The organism is Paraburkholderia sp. (assembly GCF_049581445.1).
Taxonomy (GTDB): domain Bacteria; phylum Pseudomonadota; class Gammaproteobacteria; order Burkholderiales; family Burkholderiaceae; genus Paraburkholderia.
Genome location: NZ_JBAURZ010000235.1, coordinates 43,932 through 70,479, shown reverse-complemented (window position 1 = coordinate 70,479; position 26,548 = coordinate 43,932). Strand labels below are relative to the sequence as shown.

Sequence of the window (26,548 nt, the reverse complement as noted above, 5' to 3'; positions counted from 1 at the left end):
GGGCCGCCGTGCGCGCGGCGCTGGTCGACGCCCACCTGGTGATGCGCGAGCGGCGCCGGGCCACCGCGCGTGTTCGCTCCAGCAATCCACTCTTTAACGCATGGATCGACCGCTCGCTGGCCGACCTCGGATTGCTCACCACGGATCTCGAAACCGGTCCTTACCCTTATGCGGGCATTCCGTGGTTTTCGACCCCGTTTGGTCGCGATGCGTTGATTACCTCGTTGCAGACGTTGTGGTTGCAACCGGGTCTTGCGCGCGGCGTGTTGCGCTTTTTGGCCGAGCATCAGGCGCGTGAGAATTCGGCATTCCGTGACGCGGCGGTCGGCAAGATCATGCACGAAATGCGCAAGAGCGAAATGGCGGCCACCGGCGAAGTTCCGTTCGCGCTGTATTACGGTGGCGTCGACTCCACGCCGCTCTTTATTGTGCTGGCAGGCGCCTACGTCGCGCGTACCAACGACGTGGCACTGATCGACGAACTGTGGCCCGCGCTTGTGCGCGCAGCGCAGTGGGTGTCGGGCGTGTGCGACAAAAACCGCTACGGCCTGCTCGACTATCAGCGCGAATCGGATGGTGGCCTTGCGAATCAGGGCTGGAAAGACAGTCACGATTCCGTCTTTCATGCAGACGGGCGTTTCCCCGATGGTCCAATTGCACTGGTCGAAGTGCAGGCTTACGCCAGCGCCGCCTTCGACACGATGGCGCACTTCGCCACCCTGCGCGGCCAGCACGACGATGCCAAGGGTTACAAGGAACGCGCGAGTGGGATTCGGAAATGCGTGGAAGAGAAGTACTGGATGGAAGAATCCGGCTTCTACGGCATCGCGCTGGATGGTCACGGTGAACTCTGCCGCGTAATGGCCTCCAACGCGGGCCATCTGCTGGCCTTCGGTCTACCTTCGCGCGAGCGCGGCGAGGCCGTGGTACGTGGTCTCGAATCAACGCTCTTCCACACGGGGTGGGGCGTGCGCACGCTAGCTGCCGGGCAGGCGCGCTTCAATCCAATGGCCTATCACAACGGCTCAGTCTGGCCGCATGACAATGCCTTGTGCGCCCGTGGCGTGGCGCGTTACGGTGGCAAGGCAACGGCGGTGAAGCTGTTGCAGGCGTTGTTCCAGGCGGCGGTCAATTTCGACATGCGCTTGCCGGAACTGTTTTGCGGTTTTCCGCGCCGGCGCGGCGAGCCGCCTACCGCTTACCCGGTGGCGTGCCTGCCGCAAGCGTGGGCGGCGGGCTCGCCGTTCATGATGCTCGAAGCTTGCCTCGGCGTTACCGTGGATGCTGCGAAGCGCGAGGTGGTGATCGAGCAGCCGATGCTGCCGGATGGTATCGACTGGCTGGAAATCGGCGATATGCGCGTCGGCGATTCGAGCGTGACCATCACGTTCCGGCGAGTGGCGGGCAAAGTGGTGGCGTCCGCGGAACAGGGAGACGTGCGGGTCGTGGCGCTGCTCTAGATCTTGGAGGACAGTCGCCGAACGGCTCCTGTTTAGCAACGCAAAAAAGACCGCCGAGCAGGGCGGTCTTTTTGCGAAATGCAGGCGAGTGTTTCTTCCCAGTCGCGCGGAAAAGGCGAGGCAAGTTGAGCTGGCAAAGGTCCCCTTCGTGAGGGAGATCTGTAAGCGGTGGATTGCCGCCTACAGCTGTCGCCTCAGCACCGCGAGGCCTGCTAACTCTGATGCATCGGCGCTGCAGCCACCGGCTCCCACCCACCGCCGAGCGCTCGATAGACCCCTACGGCTGCTCGGGCAGCATCTGCCCGATTGGAATCGAGTTCATCCCGCGCTGTAAGCAGTTGACTATCAGCGTCCAGAACGTCCGTCAGCGTGATTGAACCTGCACGATACGCCTGTTCCGAAAGGTCGCGCGCCTTGGTCAGCGCTTGCACCTGGTCCTGAATTTCGGCGGCGCGAACTTCAGTCTGCGACAGGGTAATCAACGCGTTCTCGACGTCTTCGGCAGCATGCAAAACGGATTGGCGATAGACCGCCAGTGCTTCCGCGTTTGCTCCCTTGGTTTGCTGAACTTCGGCATCAACCTTGCCGAAATCGAACAACCGCCAGCGCAGGGCGCCACCGCCCACCGCCTGAAATGCCGAGGCACTGAACATGTGACTCGTGCCCAGGCTATCGAGACCCAGCGCACCCGAAAGCGAAATCTTGGGGTAATAGTCGGATATTGCGGCGCCAATGTGTTCGTTCGAGGCCGCGAGCCGTCGTTCCGCAGCAATGACATCGGGGCGACGGCGCAGCATGTCGACAGGCGTGTTGTCGCCAGGAATTGCAGGCACGGACGGAATCTCTTGCGGCGCGCCAAGCTCGCGTGCGTAGGTTCCCGGTTGCGCCCCCATCAGGACATCCAGGCGGTTCAACTGTTGCTCAAGTCCGATGCGCAATGGCGGAACACTCGCTATTGCCTGCTTGAGCAGTGCGTCAGCCTGCGCGATTTCCCGGCCGGTGGCTGAACCCGCGTTGTGTCGGTCGCTAACGAGCTGCAGCAGGTGCTCGTCGGTTTTAATCTGGTCGTCGGCGACTGCAAGCCGGGCCTGATAGCCCCGTATCTGAAGATAAGCGTCTGCCGCATCGGCAGCGACCGTCACCCGTGTGCCCGCCTGGTCGGCTTCTGCCGCCTGCGCTTCCTCGAGCGACGCGGTGGCTTCGCGCCGCAGGCCGCCGAAAAGGTCGATTTCCCAGCTTGCGGCGGGTCCGAGCGTGTATTCGTGAATGGACCGTGAGTAGCCCGGAAAGCCCGAAGCGAGCGAGCCGATTTCGCCGCGGTTGCTCTGGTGCTCAGCAGTCGCGGAAGCATCGAGGTCGACGGTCGGCAACAGGTTAGCGCCGGCGCCTGAGGCCGCTGCCCGCGCTTGCCGTACTCGAGCGAGTGCAGCAGCCAGGTCCAGATTCTGCGCCAGAGCGCGTTGCACCACGGTGACCAGCATCGGGTCACTGAAGCCCGTCCACCATTGGTCGAGTGGCGGCGTGCGCACGCCCTGCGGCGCAGCGGCGCCTTCGAGGTTATGGAAGGCTGCGAGTTCCGGCTTCGGGGCCACGTAGTCAGGACCGACGGCGCAGCCCGTCAAAGTTGCGCCGAGCAGAAGGCTCGCAAGGTACGTCCTCGGCGTCATGGTAGCGATGCGAATCATTTTGCACTCTCGCTGGAAAGCTTCGGACTGAACGTCTTATTCGAGCCGCGAATGCTGAACTTCCGGATAAAGGTGTAGATAGCCGGAGTGAACAGGAGCCCGAACACAGTCACTCCCATCATTCCAAAGAGCACGGCTGTTCCGAGCGATTGACGCATTTCAGCCCCCGCGCCCGTTGCGACGGCGAGCGGAACCACGCCCAGAATGAACGCGAACGAAGTCATCAGAATCGGACGCAGGCGCGTCTTTGCAGCGCTCACGGCAGCATCTTCTGTCTCCTCGCCATGGCTCTCACGTTGACGGGCGAACTCGACAATCAGAATTGCGTTCTTGACCGCCAAACCCACCAGCACGACGAAGCCGATTTGAGCGAGGATATCGATAGGCATGCCTCGGACGTGAAGACCCGTCGACGACGCGAGCAGACACATCGGCACAATCAGCACAATCGCAAGCGGCATCTTCCAGCTCTCGTACTGGGCCGCGAGCACGAGGAACACGCACAGTGCGGCTGCGGCGAAGATGGCCAGCGTCGGCGTATGCGGCAGTTGCTGCTGGTGCGCCAGATCGGTCCACTCGAACGTCACGCCTGGAGGAAGCACCTGCGTCGCGAGTTCTTCCATACGCTTGAGCGCGACGCCAGAAGCGACACCGGGCGCGGCAATCCCTTGCACTTCCGCTGCGGGGTAGAGGTTGTAGCGAGGCACGCGATACGGTGTCGTCTTTTCACGCAAGGTTGCCACCGTTCCTACGGGGACCATCTCGCCAGACGCATTGCGTACTTTAAGTCGCAGGACGTCTTCGGGTGTTTGACGGAATGCCTGGTCGCCTTGAGCGAACACCTGGAACGTCCGGCCCAGATAGTTGAAATCGTTGACGTACTGCGAACCCAGATACAGCTGGAGCGTCGAGAACACATCGGTTGGCGTGAGCCCGACCTTTTCGGCCTTCAGACGATCGATGTCCGCATACAAAGACGGCGCGCCAACATTGAAGAGCGTGAATGCGCCTGCAAAATCCGCGTCATGGTTCGCTGCATTGACCAGCGTGTTGGCCGCTTTGGCGAGTGCCTCAGGCCCGATGCCACCACGGTCTTCGAGCATCAGCTTGAACCCGCCCGGGCTGCCGAGACCCTGCACGGGCGGCGGTTGCACGACGAGGACAAACGCATCGTTGACCCCCTTCAGACGCTCGCGTAACCGTCGAATCATCTCTGCGGCATTGACGCCGGGGATGTGATGCCCGTACAACGATGGCAGGCCGATGTAGACCGTCCCGCTATTCGGTGCATTCGTCTGAGTGGTCACATCGAAGCCGCTGAGCGGCGACGTGTGTTCAATACCCGGCGTGCCGAGGATGATGTCGTTGACTTCCTTCACGACCTTGTCGGTACGCTCAAGGCTCGAGCCTGGCGGCAACTGAACCACTGCAGCCAGATAGCCCTGGTCCTGCTCGGGAATAAAGCCCGTGCTCATCGTCGAGAACTGAAAGCCGGTAATCGAAATCAGTACGACGTAGGCGACCAGAACTACAGAAGTAGCACGGACAAAACGTCCAGTCATGCGGCCGTAGTTCGACGACAGCCATTCGAATCCGGCGTTGAACCTGCTGAACCCGCGTTGCACCAGCCGATTGATACCGCGTGGTTCTTCATGGCCGTGGCCTGCTGCATGTGGCTTGAGCAGAATGGCGCACAGCGCGGGACTCAACGTCAGCGAAACGAAGCACGAAATGATGGTCGATGCGGCAATCGTCGTGGCGAACTGCTTGAAGAACAGACCCGAAATACCGGAGATGAAGGCGGCCGGCACGAACACTGCGCAAAGCGTGAGCGCAATTGCAATCAGCGCTTCCGACACCTCGTCCATCGTGCGGTGCGCGGCCTCGTATGGCGACATACCCAGACGAATATTGCGCTCGACGTTCTCCACGACAACGATCGCATCGTCGACCACGATGCCCACTGCGAGGACAAGTCCAAACAAAGACAGATTGTTGATGGAGATACCCAGCGCGCCGAGGATCGTAAAAGTGCCCATCAGCGACACGGGAATCGCAATCACCGGAATGACGGTTGCTCGCCAGCTTTGCAGGAATACATACACCACGCCGACCACGAGCGCGATAGCGATAAAGATGGTCTTGATGACCTCATCAATCGACTGGCTGACGAACGTCGTGGGGTCGTACACAATCTTGTAGTCCATCCCCGGCGGGAAGCTCTTTTTGAGCTCCGTCATCTTGTCGAGCACCTCGTGTTCGACCGTGACCACGTTGGAGCCCGGTACCGCATAAACCCACGACGGTGCCGACGGGCTCTTGTCCTGGTAAGCGAATGTGCCGTAGTCGGTCGAACCCAGTTCGACGCGGCCGATATCGCGGATGCGGGTCACGCGCCCGTCGCCGTCCGACTTGACGATGATGTCGTTGAACTGATCGGGCGTGGTGAGTCGCCCCAGTGCTTCAACACTGATCTGGTACGCACCGCTGCCACGTGTCGTCGGGTCGTTCAGCGTGCCTGCGGACACCTGGGCGTTTTGCGCGCGCAACGCCGCAAGGATTTCGTTGCCACTGATGTTGTAGGCGGCCGCTTTGTCGGGGTCAATCCAGATGCGCATCGCAAACTGCCGCTCACCCGTCGACGTGATGTCCGACACACCCGGGAGCCGGGCGATTTCGTCCTTCACGTGAAGGATCATGTAGTTCGAGAGGTACTGCGCATCGCGCGACCCATCGGGCGAGTACGGATGAATGCCGAGCAGGATTGCCGGAATCGTCTTCTTGACCGAAACACCCTGACGCTGAACTTCGTCTGGAAGGCGAGACAGTGTGTCCTGCACGCGGTTTTCCGTGAGCATCTGGGCGACGTTCATGTCAGTGCCAATCTTGAACGTCACAGTGATGCTGATAGCACCATTGCCCGTCGATTGACTACTGATGTAGTCCATGTTTTCGACGCCGTTGATGGCTTGCTCAAGCGGTGTCGCAACGGTGCGTGCAATGGTGTCGGCCGAAGCGCCGGGATAGGAGGTCGTGACCTGAACCGTAGGAGGGACGATGTTCGGGTACTGAGCCACCGGCAGGAAGTTCAGCGTGACCAGGCCGAACAGCGTGATGAAGATACTGAGCACCGCAGCAAAGCGAGGGTGGTCAATAAAGAAGTGAGCGAGTTTCATGGTCGTGCCCCTTAGCCTTGATCCGTGGGCGCAATCGTGCCCGCGTGCGGCGTGACCTTCGAGCCCGGCCGTGCGCTGACCAGCCCGTCGATAATTACCTTGTCGGTCGGTGTGAGGCCCGAGCGAATGACTCGCAGGCCATCGCGAAGGTCGCCGAGCTGAACCGGCTTCGGCGTAACGACGTTATCCGGACCCAGCGTCAAAACGATGTGATCAGACTGGTCTTGAAGAACGACAGCGTCGGGCACCAGCAACGCGGCCTGCGGTGTCGAGATGGCGAGGCGTGCGCGGGCGAAACCACCTGGCGTGAGGAAAAGGTCACTGTTGGAGACGATGGCACGCGCGTGAATTGTGCCGCTCGAGCGGTCAAGCGAGTTATCGACAAAATTGAGCGTGCCTTGGCGTGTGTACTTGACTTCGTCGCTAAGGGAGATATCAACGCTGTTTTCTGACTGGTCATTGTGCTTCGCGCGTTCGCGCATGAATGCCATGTAGTCGCCTTCGCTCATGTCAAAGTCGAGATACATCGGGTCGAGTGAGACGAGCGTCGTGAGCAATGTGGTCGGGCTGCTTGCCGCGCGGCTTCCAGCAATCAGGTTGCCAACCGAGACCAGGTGGTTGCCAATCCGGCCAGTGAAAGGGGCGGTGATCCGGCACCGGTCGAGGTCGAACTTCGCATCACGAACGAGCGCTTTGGCGTTGTCCACTGCCGCGTCCGCTGACAGCTTTTCAGCCGTCCTCTGCTCGACATTTTCCGTGGTGCCCGCATCGGTGCTCTTCAGTGTCTCTGCACGGGTCAACTCCCGCGATGCGAGGTCGAGTCGAGCGTTCGCGCTTTCGAGTTCCGCTGTGGCTTCGCTGAGCTTGATCTGGTACGGCTCAGGGTCAATCTCGAAGAGAAGGTCACCTTTGTGGACGATATCGCCGTCCTTGAAATGGATGCCAATCAGGGTTCCGCCAACTTGAGCACGCAGTTCGACGTGCTCGATGGCCGAGAACTGACCCAGGAAACCGAGCCTCGTATCGACATTGCGCTGCAACGGCACACTGACGACGACAGGCGGTCCGGACGGCACCCCTGCGCTTGCGGTTGAAGGGTGCTCATTCGCATGCATCGTCGTCGCACCTGCTGCTGCGATAGCGAGGAGCACTGCTACGGCGCCTACCTTGACTTTGAGGCCGTGTCGGTTCGAGCGTTTTGGGACGGTCGGTCCGGTCTCAGACCGGTTGATGCCGTTATTCATCGTATTCCTCGTTTTGTCTGGGAGATGTCCGCACCGCTGACTGGCACACAGCGCTGCGCTCGACGCGTCGACACACTCTCTGAAGTCTTCCCTGTCCGGCCAATAGCCAGTTCGAGATTAGATGATGAGTTGACACTATCTTGGCGTTAAGATAATTCTCATCATCTAAAGTGTCAATATTTAGATTGTAGGTATAATCTAAATTGTCTGATTCAGATAGTCCAACAATTGGCGGCTCGTTGAGCAGGTGCCAGTTGGTGAAAGAGGAGTCAGGGCATGAAAAGGACAAAGGCAGAAACGGCGGAGACGCATAAACGAATCGTTGAGGTGGCCGCGCAGGCCTTTACGCGTAACGGAATTCGAGCGACCGCTGTCGCGGAAATCATGTCGGTCGCGGGTTTGACCCACGGTGCGTTTTATCGGCACTTCGATTCCAAGGAGCAACTTGTCGCGCAAGCATGTGCAGCAACCGCCAAATGAATTTAACAAGCAACTGTTGTTGAAGAGTTTGCAAGGATGGCGAGTCGGAGATTGCGGGCAATCACCCCAGCGCGGGTGGAGCAGTGATGCATCGGCCAACACGGGTGCTGCTCCCCAGGAACGGCGCTTGCGATGGGCTCTTCACCTATCACTCGCTGATAACTGCCTTTATTGGGGCCGTCGTCTTGCTCGTTATCGTGCGACTGTTTAGTGGCGGCCGGGCACGTCAGCTCTAACAGTCTCGATTCGAACAATCGCCGTTGCCGTAAGCCATCTTCAATCGCCGGCATGAGCCTCGCCTGCAAGTCGGCAAAAACGAGAACGGATGATTCAAGCGTATGTAGCATTCTTCGTCCTGGAAATGGACCATACGCATCCGTATGCCAACTGCGTTGCGCCCATAAGCGCTTTGCTTGTTTGGGGTTTGCCTATTTCGGACAAGTCGCGGTAAGCGGCGCGATGAATCCACAAAAAGAGCCCGCTCAAAGCGGGCTTCTGCGAATCACGACGCAACGTCTAAGCCGCTGCGTCCTTCAACTTATTGAGCGTACGCACCTTCAGCCGTACCTTAGCCGGCTTGGCGTCAAACCAGCGCTCCTTACCAGTAAGGGGGTCTTTGTCAAAGCGTTTCTTCTTCCCGGTAATTTGCAGCACGCCAATTTCGGATAGGAACTTATCTGCCAGTACCGTAGCGCATCCTTGTAATCATGTCGCTTTGCCCCCTTGCGAAATATTGTTTGTATAAGATTAGGTAGCGTCGCAACGCCACGAGTCGATGGCAGTTCGAACAGGAACCTTCGTAACGTCTGTTTCGTTATGGGCAATTCGCGAGCGACTGAAGCGAGGTGCAGCTGCCGGCCGGACTGCTCCGTCGACTTCCATAAATGTACCTCGTGCCTTCAGATGGTCGTGCTGATGGGCTTCGTCCATACTCAAAACGGGGCTGACGCAGGCGTCGGAGTCCTCAAAATGGGCAACCCATTGGTCGCGGGACTTGCTGCTGAACACCGCGGCGAGTTTGCTGCGGATAGTCGGCCAGCCAGCCTTATCGGTTCGAGAGGGAAGGTCAGACGCCGCAACTCCGAGCTTAGACAGCATTTCCTGCCAAAACTGTTCTTCAATGGCACCAACGGCAACCCAACGGTCATCGGAAGTCCGATAGGTGTCGTACCATGGAGCACCGCCGTCTAGTTCATTTGTTCCGCGGGGCCCTTGCCATTTTTCCTGGGCGCGAAGGCGATAGAACAGCGACATGAGGTAACTCGCGCCATCGACCATTGCCGCGTCGACTACTTGACCTTGGCCGCTGTCGCGGGCCTCATACACGGCCGCGAGAACTCCGACGGCGAGGAACATTGAACCGCCACCATAGTCCCCAACAAGGTTGAGCGGAACGACCGGTCGTTGCTCAGTGCCGATGGCATCAAGCGCCCCGGTAAGGGCGATGTAATTGATGTCGTGACCTGCCCGCAGAGCCAGCGGGCCGTCCTGTCCCCATCCCGTCATGCGCCCGTAAACGAGCTTCGGGTTCAGTTCAAGGCAGACGTCCGGGCCAAGTCCCAACTTTTCCATCACGCCAGGGCGATTGCCCTCGAGAACCACGTCTGCAACCGATACGAGCTGTAACGCTTCATCTCGGTCTTCGGCGCGCTTAAGGTCTAGCGAGACAAAGCGCCTCCCTCTTAGCATGAAGTCCTGGTCGCGGACAATCGTCGTCGGGCGTGTGATTTGAACGATATCCGCGCCCATATCAGCGAGTAGCATCGCGCAAAAAGGAACCGGACCAATCGCGCCGAATTCGACGACTTTCAGCCCAGTCAAGGGTCCTGCTTTACTCATTGAGACTCCTTTTAAGCTTGAGCGGCCATGCGTCGGCCGGCGAAAAGCACGCAAACAGCAGATAACAGAAAGAGCACGGCAACCACGACCATGCCTGCGGGAAGGCTGTGTGTCACCTGCTGAACGCGTCCAATCAGAAGTGGAGCGACCCAGCCGCCTCCGATAGCCCCGAAAGAGCTAATCACTGCAATGACTGCAGGCCTTGACTTTTGAGGGAGGTAGGTCTGTGGAATCGACCAGAAAATTGCCAGAGACGCATATACGCCGATATTTGCGAGCATGAAGCCGACGAGAGCGCCCGGTAGGCTGTCGGCCATCGCGACAATGCCATAGCCGAGTGCAGCGATGACCATGCACGCAACCGTGTGTCCAATGCGCTCCTTGCGATGGTCAGAGCGACGAGACAACAAGGTCATGCCAATCATGCCAGCGAGCGGAGGGAGAGCCGCTACTACCCCAATGCTCTTCAAGGACACTCCATGGAGGTGAAGAATCTGCGGAAGCCACGCTCCAATGGTCGCGTTTCCACAAAATATGCCGACGTATCCAAGGATAAGAATCCAAAGCGTCGGCTGGCGGAGCACTGCGACAGTGTTCAGCTCATGAGCAGGAGACTTGGTCGACCTGGCGCTGTCGAGCTCTCGCGCCAACCAGAGCTTCTCCTCCTTCGATAGCCACTTCGCATGGTCGGGGCGGTCGGTCAGATAGAACGCGCCGAAGATGCCGAGCGACACGGCAGGCAACCCCTCGAGAACGAAGAGCCACTTCCATCCAGGAATGCCAAACGTTCCATCGAGTTGCAGGATTGCGCCGGACACTAAGGACGCCAGCACGTACGCCGCGGGAATCGAGTAGGAGAATATTGCGTTGTATCTGGCGCGGAAGTTTTCTGGAATCCAATAGCTTAGAAACAGGAAAACGCCGGGCGTTAGACCGGCCTCTGCAATCCCGAGCAGTGCTCGCACGGTGTAAAAGCTGAGTGGCCCCGTCACGAACGCCATTGACATGGTGACCAATCCAAAGAGCACCGCGATTCGTGTGAGCGTTATTCGGGCGCCGTATCGCGCCAAAGCCAGGTTGCTGGGTACTTCGAAGATTGAGTATCCGAGAAACAAGATACCCAAGCCGATGCTGTACATCTGAGGCGTAAGGCCCAGCTCCCTGTTCATTGAGAATGAGGCGAAGCTGAGATTGCCGCGGTCAAGGACCGAAACGACATACAAAGCAATCAAATACCACATCAACCTGCGCCCGATTCGGGAGACGGTGCGGGCGCCATCGACATCTGTAGCCGCCGCGTTTTGGCCGTCGTCGACTTGTGCCGAGATGGTCGTTCGTGATGTTAGGGACACGTCTCCTCCGAACATTTCGCGTATCTGGTTGGTCCAAATTGGTAGGTGCAAATATAATTTTTATTCAGAATTTGACCAAGCTCGGGAAATCCCTATCAGCGCCATCGTCGTAGCCGGTGCAGACGTGTTTTATGAAGGGCTATCGCGAAAAATAATGTGATAAATCAACGATATATAGTTTCTTTGTGTCGCTACCGAAGTCTGCTATTGATGGCGAAGGTTGTTGCGTCTACCTTCGTTTGATGTTGACTTAGGACGAATCGTGTCGTAAATTGGTCCCACCAATTACGTAGATGTGGAGACCCACAATGCTTTCTCATGAAGACAATGAAACTCTGGTGCGCGTCGGTCCTGGCACTCCCACCGGCCAGTTCATGCGTTTGTTCTGGCTTCCCTTCCTTCCTTCGTCCGACCTGGTGGCAGACGGCGAGCCGCAGCGGGTGCGACTGCTAGGCGAAGACTTGCTGGCGTTTCGTGACAGCGAAGGGCGCGTTGGCCTCATTGACCACGCGTGCCCGCATCGTGGTGCGCCGCTGGTTTTTGGTCGCAATGAGAAGTGTGGTTTGCGCTGCGTGTATCACGGCTGGCAGTTCGGGGTCGACGGTCGCGTCATCGACACACCGGCCGAGCCCGAGGAGAGCCGCCTGAAAGAGAAGGTCCGTATCAAGAACTATCCGTGTCAGGAACGCAATGGAATTGTTTGGGCGTACATGGGTGAGGCGCCGCGTGACTCGCTGCCGCCGCTGCCCGCCCTCGAGTGGAATATGGTTCCACCTGAAAACGTCCATTTCAGCTTCCGAGTCCAGGAGTGCAACTGGTTGCAGGCGGTAGAGGGGGAAATCGACTCTGCTCATGCGCCGATTCTCCATGGACGAATCGATTCGCAAGGCTCAATAAACGATTGGACCGCGAAGAAAGACCTGCGTCCGGTCTTCGAGTGCAAGCGTCGGGATTTTGGAATCAGCATTGCATCGCGTCGCATGCTCAATGAGTCGAACTGCTACTGGCGCGTGAATCAGTTTCTCTTCCCGTTTTACACGCTCGTGCCGCCTCAGTCGAAATACCCGGAGCTGAGCGGTCATGCGTGGGTGCCTCTTGACGACGAGAACACGCTTTGCCTGATGTTCTCGTACACGCCGGCAGCGCCGCTTTACGAGAAGTCCCGCAAGGTGTTCGAAGAAGGATACGGCGGTCGTGAGACTGGTCACGCGAGTAAAGATGCGTTTGCTCCGCGTCCTGTCTCTCAGCCGTACGCCAAATACTGGACCAGGTTCAACCTCGAATCAGGCTTCCTGTTTAACTATGACGCGCAGACGAAGACGTGGTTCTCGGGGCTGCCTGGCTTGTGGGTGCAAGACGCCGCATGCCAATCGGGCGTTGCGCCAATCTACGACCGACGCAAAGAAAATCTCGGCATTAGCGACACAGGCGTTGCGATGACGCGGCGACTCATGCTCGAGAACATCCGGAAACTGACTTCCGAGCGCACGTCTCCAGTGCCGCTGGATAACCCGGACCTGTGGATGGTACGCGCTGTTTCGCTCACGCTTCCGGCTGGCGCAACGTGGATGGAAGACGGCGCCGAATTCATGAAAGCGCGTCTCGGCGCTGATTTTGGCTACACCCCGTAACTGTCGAACGTTCATCGCCTATCCATCATGACCCAGCCTAACGCCGAGCGAATCGATGTCCGTCTTGTGCAGATTCGGCTTGAAGCCGACGACGTCGCTTCGTTCGAATTCCGCCCACTTGACGCGCCGCTGCTTCCTGCATTTGAAGCAGGGGCACACATCGACCTTTATCTTCCGGAAAATCGGGTGCGAAGCTACTCGCTTGTGAACGACCCGCATGAGCGACATCGATACGTGATCGCCGTTCAGCGCGAAGCGTCGGGCCGAGGAGGGTCGCTATGGATGCATGGCACGCCCCGGGTTGGTGACCGCTTTACGATTTCCGCTCCAATGAACGACTTTCCGCTGTGCGAAAGCGCAGCGAACTCGGTCTTCTTCTGCGGTGGCATCGGCATCACGCCTGTAGTCCCGATGATTCGGCGGCTTGAGCGCCTGGGTGCGCATTGGCGATTGCATTTTGCGGCACGACATCGCGCTCGTGCTGCCTACGCCGAGGAGCTCGCGCTTCTTCCGGAGGCCGACGCGCGCGTGACGATGCACCTCGAGAACGAAGGTACCAGGGTGGACCTTCGTCGCATCATCGCGCAATCGCCCGCCGGGACGCACTTTTACTGCTGCGGGCCACGCGGAATGGTCGACGGCTTCATTGAGGCGTGCTCGTCTCTTCCGCCAGAGCAAGTCCACTTCGAGCGTTTCGCCGCTGCAAGCGAGTCCGCAACGGAAGGGGGCTTCGAGGTCGTCTTAAAACGTTGCGGTCGCCGCATCCCGGTCCCCACAGGTAAGACCATTCTGGATGTGCTGCTGGATGAAGGCGTGAACGTACAGTATGCGTGCTCCGCGGGTGTTTGTGGGACGTGCCGAACGGGCGTCGTCGACGGCGTGCCAGACCATCGCGACGACTTTCTGACTGACGAAGAGAAGGCCAGCAACTCAGCAATTATGGTGTGTTGCTCCGGGTCGTCTTCGCCAACCCTGGTTCTGGACCTTTAAATGCCCTTGGCTGCGAAGCCAAGTGTGCGATAGAACGCGCTTCGCGATTAGGAGACCTCATGCTTTCAACGTTTGCCGAAGAATTTCCCGAGCACGAGTCTCGGCCGAAAGACGCGCCGACGGCACTATCTGGCATTCGGGTGGTGGACTTTACACATTTCATTGCAGGCCCTTTCGCTACGATGATGCTGGCCGATATGGGGGCAGACGTTATCAAAATCGAAGCCCCAGGCCGCGGTGATGACTTTCGCCAATATCCGCCTATCAATCCCGAGCTTGGGCAAGGCGCGCCTTTTCTCTGGTCGAATCGCAACAAGCGAAGCATTGCCATTGACCTGAAGACGCCCGAAGGGCTCGCAGTTGCGCGTGAGCTCATTGCGAGCGCGGACGTTGTCGTCGAAAACTTCTCGACGGGCGTAATGGAGCGCTTCGGTCTCGACTATGCGAGTTGCAAGCACCCGCGCCTCGTCTATTGTTCGGTATCGGCATATGGCCGCAGCGGCGAATACTCCGACCGCCTTGGTTTCGACCCCGTTGCTCAAGCGGAAAGTGGCTTCGTGTCGATGAATGGCTATGCCGACCGCGAAGGGGTGCGGGCGTTGTCGCCGGTCATGGACATCAGTACGGCCATGATGGCTTGCAACGCCATCTTGGGCGCGCTCTTTTCGCGTGAAAAGTCTGGCAAGGGCCAAGCGGTTGAAATCGCGCTGTTCGACAACGCTGTATTGATGACGGGCTATGCCCCGATGCAGCACTTGTTCAGCGGTGCTGACCCTCAACGCCATGGCAACACGAGCCCCGACACGTGTCCGTCCGGCGTCTTCAAGGCGAAGGACCGCTCGTTCTACATCAACTCAGGCAACAACGGCATCTTCCAACGCCTGATGACCCAGGTCATTGGACGCCAGGACCTGGCGGCAGACCCCAATTATGCGACTGGCGACCTGCGCCGCGCGCGCCGCGAGGAACTGTTCGGGATTCTCGGGCAGGCATTCGCCGAACATCCGTGGAGCCACTGGCAGGGCCTCATGCGTTCCGCTGGCGTTCCCTGTGGTGAAGTACGCAGCGTGGGTGATGCGATTCGCTCGCCCGAAGCCAGAGAACGTCGAATTGTTAGCCGTATTCCGCATCCCAAGGTGGGATGGGTTCCCAATATCGCTTCGCCGATTCGCTATAGCGAGACGCCCATGGTCGACCCCGTTCCAGCGCCAGCCGTGGGACAGCACACTGTCGAAGTTCTTCGCGACGTGCTTGGCTACGACGATGGCAGGGTCGAAGAACTTCGGTCCGCCGGCGCACTGGGCGCAGACCAACGAGCGCTGTCCAAGGAATCTGCATCGTGACCAGAACTCTAAAGGGCGAGGTCGCGGTCATCGGGATTGGCGAGAGCCAGTATTACAGGCATGGCAAGTCGCCCGATAGCGAGTTTAAGCTTGCTCTCCAGGCAATCCTGGCCGCTTGCCAGGATGCCGGCATCAACCCGCGCGAGATTGACGGCTTCTCGTCCTTCAGCGATGACCGCAGCGAACCCTCAAGGATTGCTGCTGCGCTGGGGCTTCCGAGACTGCGCGCGACCACCATGCAATGGGGTGGCGGAGGAGGCGGTTGTTGCGGTGCCGTGGCAAACGGTGCGGCCTCCATTCAAGCAGGCCTGGCAGACTGCGTGGTGGTCTTTCGCTCGCTTGCTCAAGGTGAGTTTGGCCGCTTCGGACGCACAGCCGGCATCGACACGATTTCCGGTGAGAAGGCGTATCTCATGCCTTATGGCGTATTAGCGCCGCCGCAGCGTTTTGCGATGCGCGTCCAACGGTTCATGCATGACCACGGCGTTCGCCAGGAAGCGCTTCGCGCCATCGCCCTCGCGTCGTATCACCACGCGCAGTCAAATCCGCGTGCGGTCATGTACGGGAAGCCGCTCAGCGAAGCGAAGTACGACGAGTCTCGATGGATTGCCGAGCCATTCCACCTGTACGACTGCTGCATGGAGAACGACGGCGCCGCGGCACTGATTCTCGTGCCAGCAGAGCGCGCCAAGGAGTTTCCCGGCAAAGCGGCCTACATCCTGGGAGCCGCCTCAGGTTCCGGCTATCGAACCGGAGCGATTCCTCACAACTCGCCGTTGTACGGCAGTGCGAGCTTCGACACGGTTGCGCCTGACCTGTTCCGTATGGCGGGCGTTGGACCGAGCGACGTTGGCGTGGTGCAGAGTTATGAGAACTTCACCGGTGGCGTCGTGATGGCGCTTGCAGAACATGGATTCTTTAGGCCGGAAGAAGCAAACGAGTTCCTGACCTTGGAAAATCTCATGGCGCCCTCGGGAAAACTCCCGCTGAACACCAGTGGCGGGAACCTTGCCGAGTGCTACATGCACGGGTTCGAACTGGTTCTGGAAGCAGTTCGCCAGATTCGCGGGACATCGTGCAACCAGGCACCGAAGAACGATGTCGCGCTTGTCATCGGCGGGCCCATGGTTACCCCAGTAAGCAATCTGCTTCTGGCATCGGAAGAGGCAGCACGATGACCCACGAAGCCATCAACACTCCATACCTCCCGCCGGGCTTGCCCATTCCGGTTCCCGAACCCGATGGCCTTTCGGCGCCGTACTGGAATGGTCTGCGCGAGAGCCGCTTGCTCATCCAGCGTTGCCCAATCTGCGAGACGTGGCAGTTTGGCCCTGAATGGCTCTGTCACCGTTGCCACCGGTTCGACCCTGGCTGGCAGGAAGTGAGGCCACGCGGCCTCATCTACAGCTGGGAACGCGTCTGGCATGCGTCTCACGACGCACTATCCGGCCACCCGCCTTATCTGGCGGTAATCGTTGAATTGCCGCAAGCCGGTAATGTCCGACTCGTCGGAAATCTTCTGGGCGACCCGATGCAAGAGGTGGCTATCGGCTCGGAGGTGAAAGGGGTTTTTGAACATCACCCGGAGGTTGCGCCGTCGTTCTCACTGCTCCAGTGGCACCTCGTGTGATGACTTTGCCGACCGTGACTCAGAAATATGGCTGAATACGATGTTGTGGTGTGTGGTGCAGGTGCCGGCGGTATGACTGCCGCGCTTACTGCTGCACATAACGGGCTCAGTGTCCTGCTGTGCGAGGCGACCGAACAGGTCGGTGGAACGACTTCAACGTCTGCTGGCACGCTTTGGTTACCTGGGAACCGTCATGGGCGGGCTGCCGGTCATGACGACACGGTGCAAGCCGCTCGTGAGTATCTGGATGGTTTGATTGGACCGGACGACCATCTAGGCCGTCGGGAAGCGTTTCTTGAGACGGCCGACGACGCCATAGCGTTCCTCGAGGCTCGATGTGGGCTAGCCTTTGTTAGCTCCGGCCGCCATCCTGACTATCTCGAACGGCCGGGCGCTGCAATGTGTGGGCGGGCGATTTCGCCGGCTGAGTTCGATGGGCGCCGCCTTGGACCAGACTTCAATAGGGTTCGTCCGCCGCTAAAAGACTTTCTTCTCCTTGGCGGGATGATGGCGGGCAAAGCGGATGTACAGGCCCTTGTTCAACGCTACCGGTCTTGGCCAGCGTTCGTCCGAACCGGGCGGTTGATTACGCGGTACGCGCTCGACCGTCTTTCATACTCCCGAGGCACGAGACTCGTGATGGGTAATGCGCTTGTTGCGCAAATGCTGTTTGGACTTAGACAAGTCGGCGTTGAGATTCGCTTCGGGACTCGTCTTGTCAAGCTCGAGCTGACAGGTGGCCGGGTGAGTTCCGTCATTGCTGAATGCAGCGCAGCGAGCGAACGTATCGGTGCTCGGGTAGCCGTAGTGCTCGCCGCTGGCGGGATTGGCCACGACACCGGGATGCGTCAGAAAATGGCCCCTACCGAGTTTGATTCGTTAACACCTCCCGCTGTTCGCGGAGATGCTGTGATGGCCGCCAAGGAAGTAGGCGCGGTAGTTGAGCGTCAGGCCCGTGACTATCTCTGGCAGCCTGTATCACGGGTTCCCGACGGCGCTGGCGGATACCGCCTGTTTCCACACCTCTATCTCGACAGAGCCAAACCCGGGCTCATTGCCGTCAATAAGGCGGGCAAGCGCTTTGTCAACGAAGGTTGTTCGTACCATCACTTCGTCGAGGGGATGCTAGGCCTGGATGACACCGCACCAAGCAACCTACCGGCATATCTCGTCTGTGACCGCGACTTCGTCGAAAGATACGGCATCGGAGTCGTGCCGCCTGGAACAAAGAACCTCCGCGCATTCGAGCGCACTGGTTACCTTGTCTCTGCGCCAACTATCGTCGAACTCGCAAAGAAGCTCGACATTGAAGCTACAGACTTCGCAGCGACCGTCGCGCAACAGAACGAATTCGCGAGTCGAGGAAGCGACCCCCAGTTTGGAAAGGGAGCCACAGCCGTCAGCCGCTTCAATGGTGACGCGACGCAGGATGGCAATCCCTGCCTCGGACCAATTCAGTCTGCCCCGTTCTGCGCGGTCAGGTTGTTCCCCGCTGATGCGGCGAGCTGCACGGGCTTGAAAACCGACAAAGATGGTCGTGTACTCGGCAGCGACGACCTGCCGATTGATGGGCTATACGCTTGCGGCAACGATATGGCTTCTATCATGCGGGGCACGTACCCGGGGCCGGGAGCGACCCTTGGACCTGCAATTGTGTTTGGTTACAGAGTAGGAAGGCACGCATCGGCGTGTTCGAACCTCGGCCCGAGCTGACGTCGTTATCTGCCCCTTAAACTAGAATCCCCGGGACCAACGGGGCTTCGGAAGAGGTCGCCTGTATAATTCAAGGATACTCATAGGAACCCTTCGATAAGCGATATGGAACATACGCCTGCCGCAACGCGTGAAGCAAACCCGCGCTCAGAGCTTGTCGGGAAGATGCTCGCGTTCTTCAAGGAGCGCGGTTACGAAAGCGGTGAACGGTTGCCCTCTGAGCGAGCGCTGGCCGAACGTTTCGGCGTCGGGCGTAACGCGCTGCGCGAGGCGCTGTCGACATTGAGTGCGTTGCGGGTTATCGAATCCCGTCCGAACTCCGGCATCTATTTGCGCCGGATGTCGACCGACAGCAGCTTCGAGACGATTGTGCTCCTTACTGAGATGGGCTCTGAGCCATCAATGAAGGAGGTCAAGGAGACGCTCGAGGTACGATGGGCATTAGAACTTCGGGCGGTTCAGCTCGCTTGTGAGCGTCGTACCGAGGCAGACCTTGACGGCCTTGTGTCCATCATCGATGCGACGAAAGCAGTGCTGTCCAACAAGGGCAATATCTACGTCCAGGACACCGCGTTTCACATGGCGCTCGCGCGTTGCGCGCACAACGAAGTTCTCGTCCGCCTATTGAATTCGTTCTATCGAATATCCGAAAGTCGGCGATTCGCGCTGTTCGCGGATTCGGCAAGGGGAGAAACGTCTGCAGAGCATCATGCAAAGCTCTATGAGGCTGTGAAAAAGCGCGATGTGAAGAAGGCCATCGCGTTAATGGAGGGGCACTTTGCGAGCGCTGTTGGCGCCTGGAATGAAATTCTTGGAGATGAAGACGGCGTATCGCCCAAACGTGCCAAAAAAGCTCAATCGAGGAAGCCGGCAAACCAGGACAATTGATTTGCCGCGACTCGGCTCGATGACTAAACCACCAAAGCATAATGCTCAGAAGGTGTGGACAATGCCGAGGCGTACCAATAGTTGATGGTCCGTCGGCGATGCAGTCAATTGGGTGATTGACGCGACGGCAGGTTGCCCGAGCGAGTCTGTTCCTGATGCTTTCTGGTAGATTGCGAGCGCATAGAGTTCCGTGCGTTTCGAAAGTAGATACGCGGCCGAAAGCGTCCCTTGGTGATATGTTGCTTCGCCAGACGCTCCTACGCTTGCCTTCCGAGTATAGCTGTACGCCGCATTGACGCTGAAGGCAGGCGTGAAGGTGTACGTCGCATTGACCTCACCGTTATTGAACACCGCCGTTCCGGTGTATCTCTGGGGATTTGGGCCCGCCGTTGTGTCTCCAAGTCCGTCGAAGCTTGCGTGCGTGTAGGTTCCGCCGAGGGTCACCGCACCGAAGTGGTACTTCGTGCCAGCAATAAGAATCTGGTAAGTCGTTGCCGACGCAAAGCCTGAGTAGATAGGATTCGTCTGCCCTGTCGTCGCTGAGCCGAACGAGCCCATATTATTGGTTGTGCTCCCTCCAGCATTTCCATTCGTCCCGAAAAACGAGAGATTTGGGTCTCGCGCGTTCACATACCCAACACCGGCTCCGAACGGTCCTGCCGCATAAGTAGCCGCGAGAGCCCAGACTTGATTCCGACCGGGCGACCCTGCTACGCCGCCGACTGAATATAGCCCACCGACGGTCACGCCCGCGAATTGAGTGCTTCGGAACTTGATGCTGTTGTTCACGCGGATAGAGTGGCCCAAGTCATCGAAGTCGTCCGGATTTGCGCCCATATGGCCAGGAATCTCGCCCGCTTCAGAATAGGCAAAAAGCATGTCGCTCACGATGTCGTACTGACGACCAAACGTGATTTGACCAATGGGGGCGGCCAGTCCGACGAACGCTTGACGTCCAAACATCAGACCTCCTTGGGCGAGGCCTCCCGTATTGATGTTGAAGCCGTTCTCCAGCGTGAAAACGGCTTTGTACCCGCCGCCAAGGTCCTCCGACCCTTTGAGCCCCCACCGACTGCCTCCAATCCCCGTCGCGCCGTCCGACAGCGCGTACTGATGCTTGCCTGTAAGCGCTCCACCGCTCCGGCCCGTCTGAACGTTACTGACGTAGTTAAACCCTTGGTCGATAAGCCCGTACAGCGTGACCGATGATTGAGCGTGAGCCGGTAACGCAGTGATTCCGGCTAATGCGCTTACCGCGAGCGTGAGTTTTCTCAAAGTCCCCTCCGTGAAATTCCCGAACGTAAGTTTGCGGTGAGCCAAACTGGTCCAATCAAATTGGTCCACCAAAACTGGTGGACCAATCGTAAGAGTCCGGGCGCTATGCTGTCAAACTGAGGACAACCCTAATGAGCGAAATACAACGTAACGAGGAACCACTGCCGTGTTCCACGGTGGCGCGGCAGGCTCGTTCCACGCTAGATACCTTTCCCTGATTGGAGGGGAAGGGGCTGGAGAACGCGATGGATACCGCAGGAAGATTTTCGGCAGAGGCCTGGACCGCGAAGGTGATTTCAGCGATTGGTACCGACTCATTCGAAGACGGTCTCAACCAATACCTAAGTAGTATTTGTCGTGTTGATTTCTGCGCTTGCTATAGCGTTCGTGCAGATTCTGTAGTTTCGAGTTCCTCGAGTGACCCGGCGCGCTTCGGTTCCGCTGCGAGAATTACGTTGAACGGGCTCATCGGCTTCCTCACGGAAAACAGCTGCGCTGGCGCCGACTGCACTTTATGGGTATCGCCGCAATGCTATGGAGAGAAGAAATGAAGCGCATGCCTGGCAACAGGCCCGCAGAGGATGCAAGTGAGCAGCGCTGAAAATGTAATGCCGGCCGCCCGCACTGCAGCCATTGGCTTCTTCGAACGTTACCTCACTGTGTGGGTGGCGTTGTGTATTGTCGGTGGCATCCTGCTTGGTCAATGGGCGCCGGCGGTGTTCGCAAACATCGGTCGCATAGAAGTCGCGGAGGTCAAGATTCCGGTGGGAGTGCTCATCTGGGTGATGATTATTCCGATGCTGGTCAAGATTGACTTCAGCGCGATGGCACAGGTGAAAGGACACTGGCGGGGCATCGGAGTGACGCTCTTCGTGAACTGGCTCGTGAAGCCGTTCTTAATGGCGTTGCTCGGATGGATTTTCGTGCGTCATGTGTTCGCGCAATATCTTCCGGCTGCACAACTCGACAGCTACGTTGCCGGCCTGATTCTGCTGGGAGCCGCGCCATGCACTGCGATGGTCTTCGTCTGGTCGCAGCTTTGCAAAGGCGAGCGTACTTCACGCTGTCTCAGGTCACACTTAATGACGCAATCATGACTGTCGCGTTCGCACCCATCGTGGCGTTCTTGCTGGGCTTGTCCGCTATCACAGTGCCGCGGGAAACGCTGATTACTTCCGTCGGACTGTACATCATCATTCCGGCCATCATCGCGCAACTGATGTGTCGAGTATTGCTTGCCAAGGGCGACGCTCACTTTCAGCGGGTCGTATCGGCGCTCGGTCCGTATTCAATCTGCGCATTGCTTGGCACCCTCGTCTTGCTCTTTGCATTTTAGAGACAGGCTATTGTCAAAGAGCCGCTGGTTATCGCCATGCTCGCGGTGCCCATCCTCATTCAGGTGTTCTTGAATTCCGGCTTGGCATATGTGCTGAATCGACGACTCGGTGTCGCTCACCGTGTCGCTGGCCTACCTAGTCTGATTGGTGCGAGCAACTTTTCGAGCTGGCAGTTGCGACCGCCATCGGCCTGTTCGGTTTTCAATCTGGTACTGCGCTGGCGACGGTCGTTGGCGCGCGAAGAAAATGACCTGTGGACCGAAGTTCGCGTCCAGGTGGAACGCATGGATTAGTCATGGCACAGCACATCGAAATGCACTCTTTAAAAATAAAAGGACGCGTTTCGTCTATCGGTTTAAAGCACGGGGCCAGAAATAGGTAGTGAGGCCGCACTCCAGCGTCGAGCATTTGGCGGCCCGAATGATTGTCGGTGCTGCGCTTTTAAGGCAACAAGAACTTCTCACTGGCTTACTGCCGAGTCGTAACAGACTTCAGCAGGAATGCGATGGAGGTATTCCATGTCAGCAAATCATGCCCTCACACTCAATAGGCGGAGTCGTGCGGTTGCCCGGCGGGGTCTCGCCGTATCGGTTGCGTTGTGCAACTGTTTTGCCATCAGCGCAAATGCGGCTAACCCGGAGATTTTTCGGGTCAATCTGGAGAGCGATGCCATACAGGTTTCGTGGGGTTGGCCACCAAACATTTCACAAGGCGCAGATTTCTGGAATTTACGAATTTACAAGGAAGGCACTTTTGTCGGGCAATCAAAATATGATGCTACGGCTGACGGAATGCGAGGCGGCGAAGTATCAGTGGGAAATATCGACACGGGTGCCTATTACAGCTTTGAAGTCGAGGCTTGCTTCAGCGGCGGCCCATTTCAGTCGTCAAATTGTGGAGGCTGGTCAAACATGGCGTACTGGTCGCCGGCGCCTGGCTGGTGCTTGTCGGGGTATGTATGGCGTCAGGTTCGGCCTGATGACCACGTATGCGTAACGCCGCAAACGCGAACACAAGTCCAGGAAGACAATGCTGCGGCCGCGGAACGGAGAAATCCAGATGGCACGTGCCATGTTCCTTATGTTTGGCGCGAAGCTTTCGTCGGCGACGACGTTTGCGTAGCGGTGTCAACCCGGACACAGACACAGCAGGACAATAGCGAGGCAGTTCAACGCGTTGTTCCGCCATCTCCTTGACGACAAAAAGCAGGTTAGGAAAACGTCTACGAAGCGCCGTCGCGACTCAAATCGGGAGTGGGTGTGCATGCATTGGTAGGATGTTAAGGCAACGCATTGACGAACAACTCAACAGCAATGTCAGGACGAGGAGTTGATACCCGTCTCGAATACCAAAGCGAGTTCCGCATTTGGCTTTGGAACGCTCTGCCGCGCCGCAGCGCAGCGTGAATGTTAGGTTGGTCATTCATACACTGACGTGAACGAGTAGCGTTTTTCTAGCTCCTGCAAATACGGGAGCGTCAGCGGCGTAGTCGTCACAGGAGAATTGACATGAGCGAGGCGCTAACTGTCGTCAAGGAAGCTTACGCGGCCTTTGAAAAAGGTGATATCAACGGGCTCCTGCAAATTGTTTCCGAAGACGTTGACTGGCGAGTTGTCGCTTCTACTAGCCTGCCGTACTCCAACCATTGTCAGAAACGCGCTGAGGTGAAGCACTATTTCGAGGACCTTTTAGCGGCGGAGGAGATTACTAAATTCGAAGTTCGTGAATTTATTGACGCGGGTTCGCATGTCGTCGTTATCGGGTTTGTCGCTGCGACCATTAAGTCAACGGGAAAATCGTTCGAATCGGAATGGGCCCACATTTTCACGATACGGGATGGAATGATTACTCGCTGGCAGGAATTCTTCGATACTGCTGCACGCCTGTGACACTTGGAAGATACGTTGCACGCAATTACTACGTACTACTCGCTGTAGGTGGCATCGTCGGATGCGCCTGTCGAGGTTCCATATCGGCCAGCGATATCGCGCACGGAGAAACAAATGATGAAGAATGCGATTCGCTTAGGGTGGCTCCTACTAACGAGCATCATCTTCTCAGGATGTCAGGTTACCAACCCACCACCCACTGCGGTCGCACCGACGTTGACGTGGTTCGTGGACGATTTCTCACCAGAAACCGGCCATCACTTTCAGACACTGGACGGAAATGCTTCGCAAAACCTGGGCTTCCTAGTCAACAGCGCGAATGAAATAGATGTCAGTTTTCAGGCCGACGAAGCTTACGCGCCGGGCTTCCCGGATACCCCGACGTTCTGTCAATGGAGCTTTGCCGACCCGCTCGCCGTCGATGTAACCGATTTGGAACGGCAGCGTGCTTTGGAACAGGTCTTCCGCCAGATTCTGCGTCGCGTCAGTCTTTTTGTTGCTCTTCCTCTGCACTCGATGAGACCGTCGGAACGGCGTGCCGCGGGTGGCGCCATGGACGAACATCCATCGGCCGCGGTGTCTCTCGATGTGAATCCCTAGCGAGAGCAAAGCGTATGCATCAGCGCCGGCGTGCCGGGAAAGCAGTTCGTAACTGAACGGATGTCCCGTCCGTCTCTGCGGGTTCGGCAACGCTGGGCGACCGCGTAGGTTCACATCTTGAACATCTGTGCGGCCCCCTGAAGCTGCAGTGGCCATACCGTGCTGCTTTAGGCTTCGTACTTACGCCGTCTGCCCCCTTACTCCTCCAGCCCCTTCCGTCATTTTGTCACCGCATATCGCCGGGTTGGCAAGTGAATCTTTTCCGGTCGCAAAAATTCGAAGCAGCTGCCGAGGACTGTGCCACGGTGGTTTGCTGGCGTTTGGCCGGTATTTCAAGTCGCGCCTAAGTGTTAACCCATACAGACACATCGAGCTCTGAATACTAATCTCTGTATACAGAGTTCAGAACACAAACAGAAACTAACATCCCTATCAATCATTGGAGGCAGGAATCATGAACATTAAGTCAGACAAACTGGATGGCCAGAAGGGTTCGGGTGGCGGAACGCCTGTCGTCAAAAAGCTGATTCCCTTTGGCGGCTATTACACCAACAAGGTGCCAGAGCACGACCCCGAACTGACAGAGACCGGTCCCGGCACCCCGACAGGGGAGTACATGCGCCGGTTCTGGCATCCAGTCTGCATGTCGCTTGAGCTGACCGACACGCCGCGCTTCCTGAAAATACTGAACGAAGAACTCGTAGCATTCCGTGACGGCAGCGGCAGCGTTGGCCTGTTGCATGCCCATTGCGTACACCGTGGCGCATCGCTTGAATACGGCGCCATTCAGGAGCACGGCATCATGTGCTGCTACCACGGCATGGTCTTCGATGTCGACGGAACCTGTTTGCACGTTCCGTTTCCGAAGGGTGAGGAAAAGGAAGCCGAGAAGTTCGCCTGTTCGATTCGCCAAGGTGCTTACAAGGCGGTCGAGCGCAATGGACTCGTTTTCGCGTACATGGGGCCGCCCGACGAAGAGCCGCCTTTCCCCGAATGGGAGGGCGACTTTACGGTTATGGAGGGCGACGAACTGGTCGCGTACAGCAACTTCCAGCATTGCAACTGGATGCAGGTCCAAGACAACGCGGCCGACAACTACCACCCTACCGCGCTTCATGCAGGGAAGAATGTCGTTGGTGGAAACTATCAGGGGACGACTTTTGACGAGGTCGGTGCCGCGTCGATGGAGGTTGCACCCGACATGAACTTCGTCCCGGTGCAGGGCGGCCGTAGCCTTGCCTGTGCAGGTGCGCGCCGAGTCAACAAGGACAAGCTCTTCGTACGTGTGCAGCACCAGGTGCTGCCGAATCTCAGCCTGCACGCATATACCTCCGAAGATGGTTCGAAAAAGAAGCTATTCAGTCGATTCCACATCATTCGCTGGACCGTGCCGGTCGATGACGAAAACAGCAAGATGATTGGCTGGCGCGTCATGGGCCCAGGCATTGACACGCGCGGCATTGGGAACAAGGAGCTTGTTGGATACGAAACCATCGACTTCCTTGAGGGCCAGGTAGCGATGCGCCGTCCCGAGCGTTTCGGGAAATACAAACTCGAGGACCTACCGCCCATCCCGACGAACCACCGTGAGCGTGCGAATTACAAAGAAGCGCAATACGCGCCAGGCGACTACGAAGCAATCATCAGCCAGCGGCCGATTGCTGTTCACTCCCTGGAACATCCGACGCGCTTCGATGCTGGTCTGTACCAGTTCCGGAAGATGTTGCGTGATGCCGTTCGCGGTACCAACACGGCGGCCTCTGCCCAGGGGTTCGCGGAGTGGCTCCGCGAACTAGGTGGTGCACCCAACAGCTACTGCACGGGCAATGTCTTCGAGATTGCCGAAGGTGACTCGCTTGAAGAAGAAGTCGTGCGCCGTCGGAAAGTCCTGAAATCCGTCGTTGAAGCACTGACTCAGAGCGAGGGTTTGAAGAGCAAGGACCGTAGCGATTTCGTCCGCGCGAAGTTCGAAGAACTCGAGCAGTCCATGAAACGCTAATGGTAGGGCACGCTAGC

At 58.1% G+C, this 26,548-nt stretch carries 19 protein-coding genes and 1 pseudogene; 14 read left to right on the top strand and 6 right to left on the bottom strand.

The window, feature by feature from the left end; translation table 11 throughout:
• A partial coding sequence (locus tag WCA85_RS20620) for an amylo-alpha-1,6-glucosidase (protein WP_424066729.1) occupies nucleotides 1-1,460 on the top strand: 1,460 nt, incomplete at its 5' end.
• Nucleotides 1,461-1,672: 212 nt separating this feature from the next.
• On the opposite strand, the gene WCA85_RS20615 is transcribed toward WCA85_RS20620, so the two are convergent.
• The 3 genes from WCA85_RS20615 to WCA85_RS20605 are packed head-to-tail and all read right to left on the bottom strand — an operon-like array spanning nucleotide 1,673 to nucleotide 7,565.
• Nucleotides 1,673-3,145 carry an efflux transporter outer membrane subunit gene (locus WCA85_RS20615; RefSeq protein ID WP_424066728.1) on the bottom strand — a complete coding sequence of 491 codons (1,473 nt, stop codon included), beginning with the start codon at nucleotides 3,143-3,145 and terminating at the stop codon, nucleotides 1,673-1,675.
• On the bottom strand, nucleotides 3,142-6,321 hold the full coding sequence (locus tag WCA85_RS20610) for an efflux RND transporter permease subunit (RefSeq protein WP_424066727.1): 3,180 nt from the start codon (nucleotides 6,319-6,321) through the stop codon (nucleotides 3,142-3,144). The genes WCA85_RS20615 and WCA85_RS20610 overlap by 4 nt, the downstream gene beginning before the upstream one ends.
• Before the next feature lie 11 nt (nucleotides 6,322-6,332).
• Complete coding sequence (locus WCA85_RS20605) at nucleotides 6,333-7,565, bottom strand: efflux RND transporter periplasmic adaptor subunit (protein WP_424066726.1); 1,233 nt, start codon at nucleotides 7,563-7,565, stop codon at nucleotides 6,333-6,335.
• 276 nt (nucleotides 7,566-7,841) lie between these two features.
• Here WCA85_RS20605 and WCA85_RS20600 point away from each other — a divergent pair, with 276 nt between their 5' ends.
• Both WCA85_RS20600 and WCA85_RS20595 read left to right on the top strand, forming a co-directional pair.
• Nucleotides 7,842-8,045: a TetR family transcriptional regulator gene (locus tag WCA85_RS20600; RefSeq protein ID WP_424066725.1), complete on the top strand. Its 204-nt coding sequence runs from the start codon at nucleotides 7,842-7,844 to the stop codon at nucleotides 8,043-8,045.
• A gap of 86 nt (nucleotides 8,046-8,131) precedes the next feature.
• Nucleotides 8,132-8,281 carry a GlsB/YeaQ/YmgE family stress response membrane protein gene (locus WCA85_RS20595; RefSeq protein ID WP_424066724.1) on the top strand — a complete coding sequence of 50 codons (150 nt, stop codon included), beginning with the start codon at nucleotides 8,132-8,134 and terminating at the stop codon, nucleotides 8,279-8,281.
• Between the two features lie 511 nt (nucleotides 8,282-8,792).
• On the opposite strand, the gene WCA85_RS20590 is transcribed toward WCA85_RS20595, so the two are convergent.
• Together WCA85_RS20590 and WCA85_RS20585 are read right to left on the bottom strand one after the other, a co-directional pair.
• Nucleotides 8,793-9,884 (bottom strand): CaiB/BaiF CoA transferase family protein, encoded by a 1,092-nt coding sequence (locus WCA85_RS20590; protein WP_424066723.1) that lies wholly within the window; start codon nucleotides 9,882-9,884, stop codon nucleotides 8,793-8,795.
• A gap of 11 nt (nucleotides 9,885-9,895) precedes the next feature.
• Nucleotides 9,896-11,236, bottom strand: coding sequence for an MFS transporter (locus WCA85_RS20585; protein WP_424066722.1), 1,341 nt, complete (start codon nucleotides 11,234-11,236; stop codon nucleotides 9,896-9,898).
• Between the two features lie 308 nt (nucleotides 11,237-11,544).
• Here WCA85_RS20585 and WCA85_RS20580 point away from each other — a divergent pair, with 308 nt between their 5' ends.
• The 7 genes from WCA85_RS20580 to WCA85_RS20550 all read left to right on the top strand — a co-directional run bounded on the left by WCA85_RS20580 (nucleotide 11,545) and on the right by WCA85_RS20550 (nucleotide 19,431).
• Nucleotides 11,545-12,867: a Rieske 2Fe-2S domain-containing protein gene (locus WCA85_RS20580; RefSeq protein WP_424066721.1), complete on the top strand. Its 1,323-nt coding sequence runs from the start codon at nucleotides 11,545-11,547 to the stop codon at nucleotides 12,865-12,867.
• A 330-nt stretch (nucleotides 12,868-13,197) separates the two neighbouring features.
• Nucleotides 13,198-13,857, top strand: coding sequence for a flavin reductase family protein (locus WCA85_RS20575; RefSeq protein WP_424066720.1), 660 nt, complete (start codon nucleotides 13,198-13,200; stop codon nucleotides 13,855-13,857).
• A gap of 59 nt (nucleotides 13,858-13,916) precedes the next feature.
• A complete protein-coding gene (locus WCA85_RS20570; RefSeq protein ID WP_424066719.1) occupies nucleotides 13,917-15,200 on the top strand; it encodes a CaiB/BaiF CoA transferase family protein in 1,284 nt (427 codons plus the stop codon).
• Nucleotides 15,197-16,378, top strand: coding sequence for a thiolase C-terminal domain-containing protein (locus WCA85_RS20565; RefSeq protein WP_424066718.1), 1,182 nt, complete (start codon nucleotides 15,197-15,199; stop codon nucleotides 16,376-16,378). The genes WCA85_RS20570 and WCA85_RS20565 overlap by 4 nt, the downstream gene beginning before the upstream one ends.
• Nucleotides 16,375-16,830 carry a Zn-ribbon domain-containing OB-fold protein gene (locus tag WCA85_RS20560; protein WP_424066717.1) on the top strand — a complete coding sequence of 152 codons (456 nt, stop codon included), beginning with the start codon at nucleotides 16,375-16,377 and terminating at the stop codon, nucleotides 16,828-16,830. Before WCA85_RS20565 ends, WCA85_RS20560 begins: the two co-directional genes overlap by 4 nt.
• A gap of 27 nt (nucleotides 16,831-16,857) precedes the next feature.
• Entirely contained in the window at nucleotides 16,858-18,543 is a 1,686-nt protein-coding gene (locus tag WCA85_RS20555; RefSeq protein WP_424066716.1) for an FAD-dependent oxidoreductase, read from the top strand.
• Between the two features lie 105 nt (nucleotides 18,544-18,648).
• Nucleotides 18,649-19,431 carry a FadR/GntR family transcriptional regulator gene (locus tag WCA85_RS20550; protein ID WP_424066715.1) on the top strand — a complete coding sequence of 261 codons (783 nt, stop codon included), beginning with the start codon at nucleotides 18,649-18,651 and terminating at the stop codon, nucleotides 19,429-19,431.
• Nucleotides 19,432-19,476: 45 nt separating this feature from the next.
• Here WCA85_RS20550 and WCA85_RS20545 read toward each other — a convergent pair whose 3' ends face one another.
• A complete protein-coding gene (locus WCA85_RS20545) occupies nucleotides 19,477-20,706 on the bottom strand; it encodes a porin (protein WP_424066714.1) in 1,230 nt (409 codons plus the stop codon).
• Between the two features lie 608 nt (nucleotides 20,707-21,314).
• On the opposite strand from WCA85_RS20545, the pseudogene arsB reads away from it, so the two are divergent.
• From arsB to WCA85_RS20525, 4 genes and pseudogenes are all read left to right on the top strand, one after another.
• A pseudogene (gene arsB / locus WCA85_RS20540) lies at nucleotides 21,315-22,278 on the top strand (ACR3 family arsenite efflux transporter); the annotation flags it as partial.
• Nucleotides 22,279-23,551: 1,273 nt separating this feature from the next.
• Nucleotides 23,552-23,932 (top strand): nuclear transport factor 2 family protein, encoded by a 381-nt coding sequence (locus WCA85_RS20535; RefSeq protein ID WP_424066713.1) that lies wholly within the window; start codon nucleotides 23,552-23,554, stop codon nucleotides 23,930-23,932.
• A 114-nt stretch (nucleotides 23,933-24,046) separates the two neighbouring features.
• Nucleotides 24,047-24,532, top strand: coding sequence for a hypothetical protein (locus WCA85_RS20530; protein WP_424066712.1), 486 nt, complete (start codon nucleotides 24,047-24,049; stop codon nucleotides 24,530-24,532).
• Between the two features lie 454 nt (nucleotides 24,533-24,986).
• Nucleotides 24,987-26,531 (top strand): Rieske 2Fe-2S domain-containing protein, encoded by a 1,545-nt coding sequence (locus tag WCA85_RS20525; RefSeq protein ID WP_424066733.1) that lies wholly within the window; start codon nucleotides 24,987-24,989, stop codon nucleotides 26,529-26,531.
• Nucleotides 26,532-26,548: the final 17 nt, after the last annotated feature.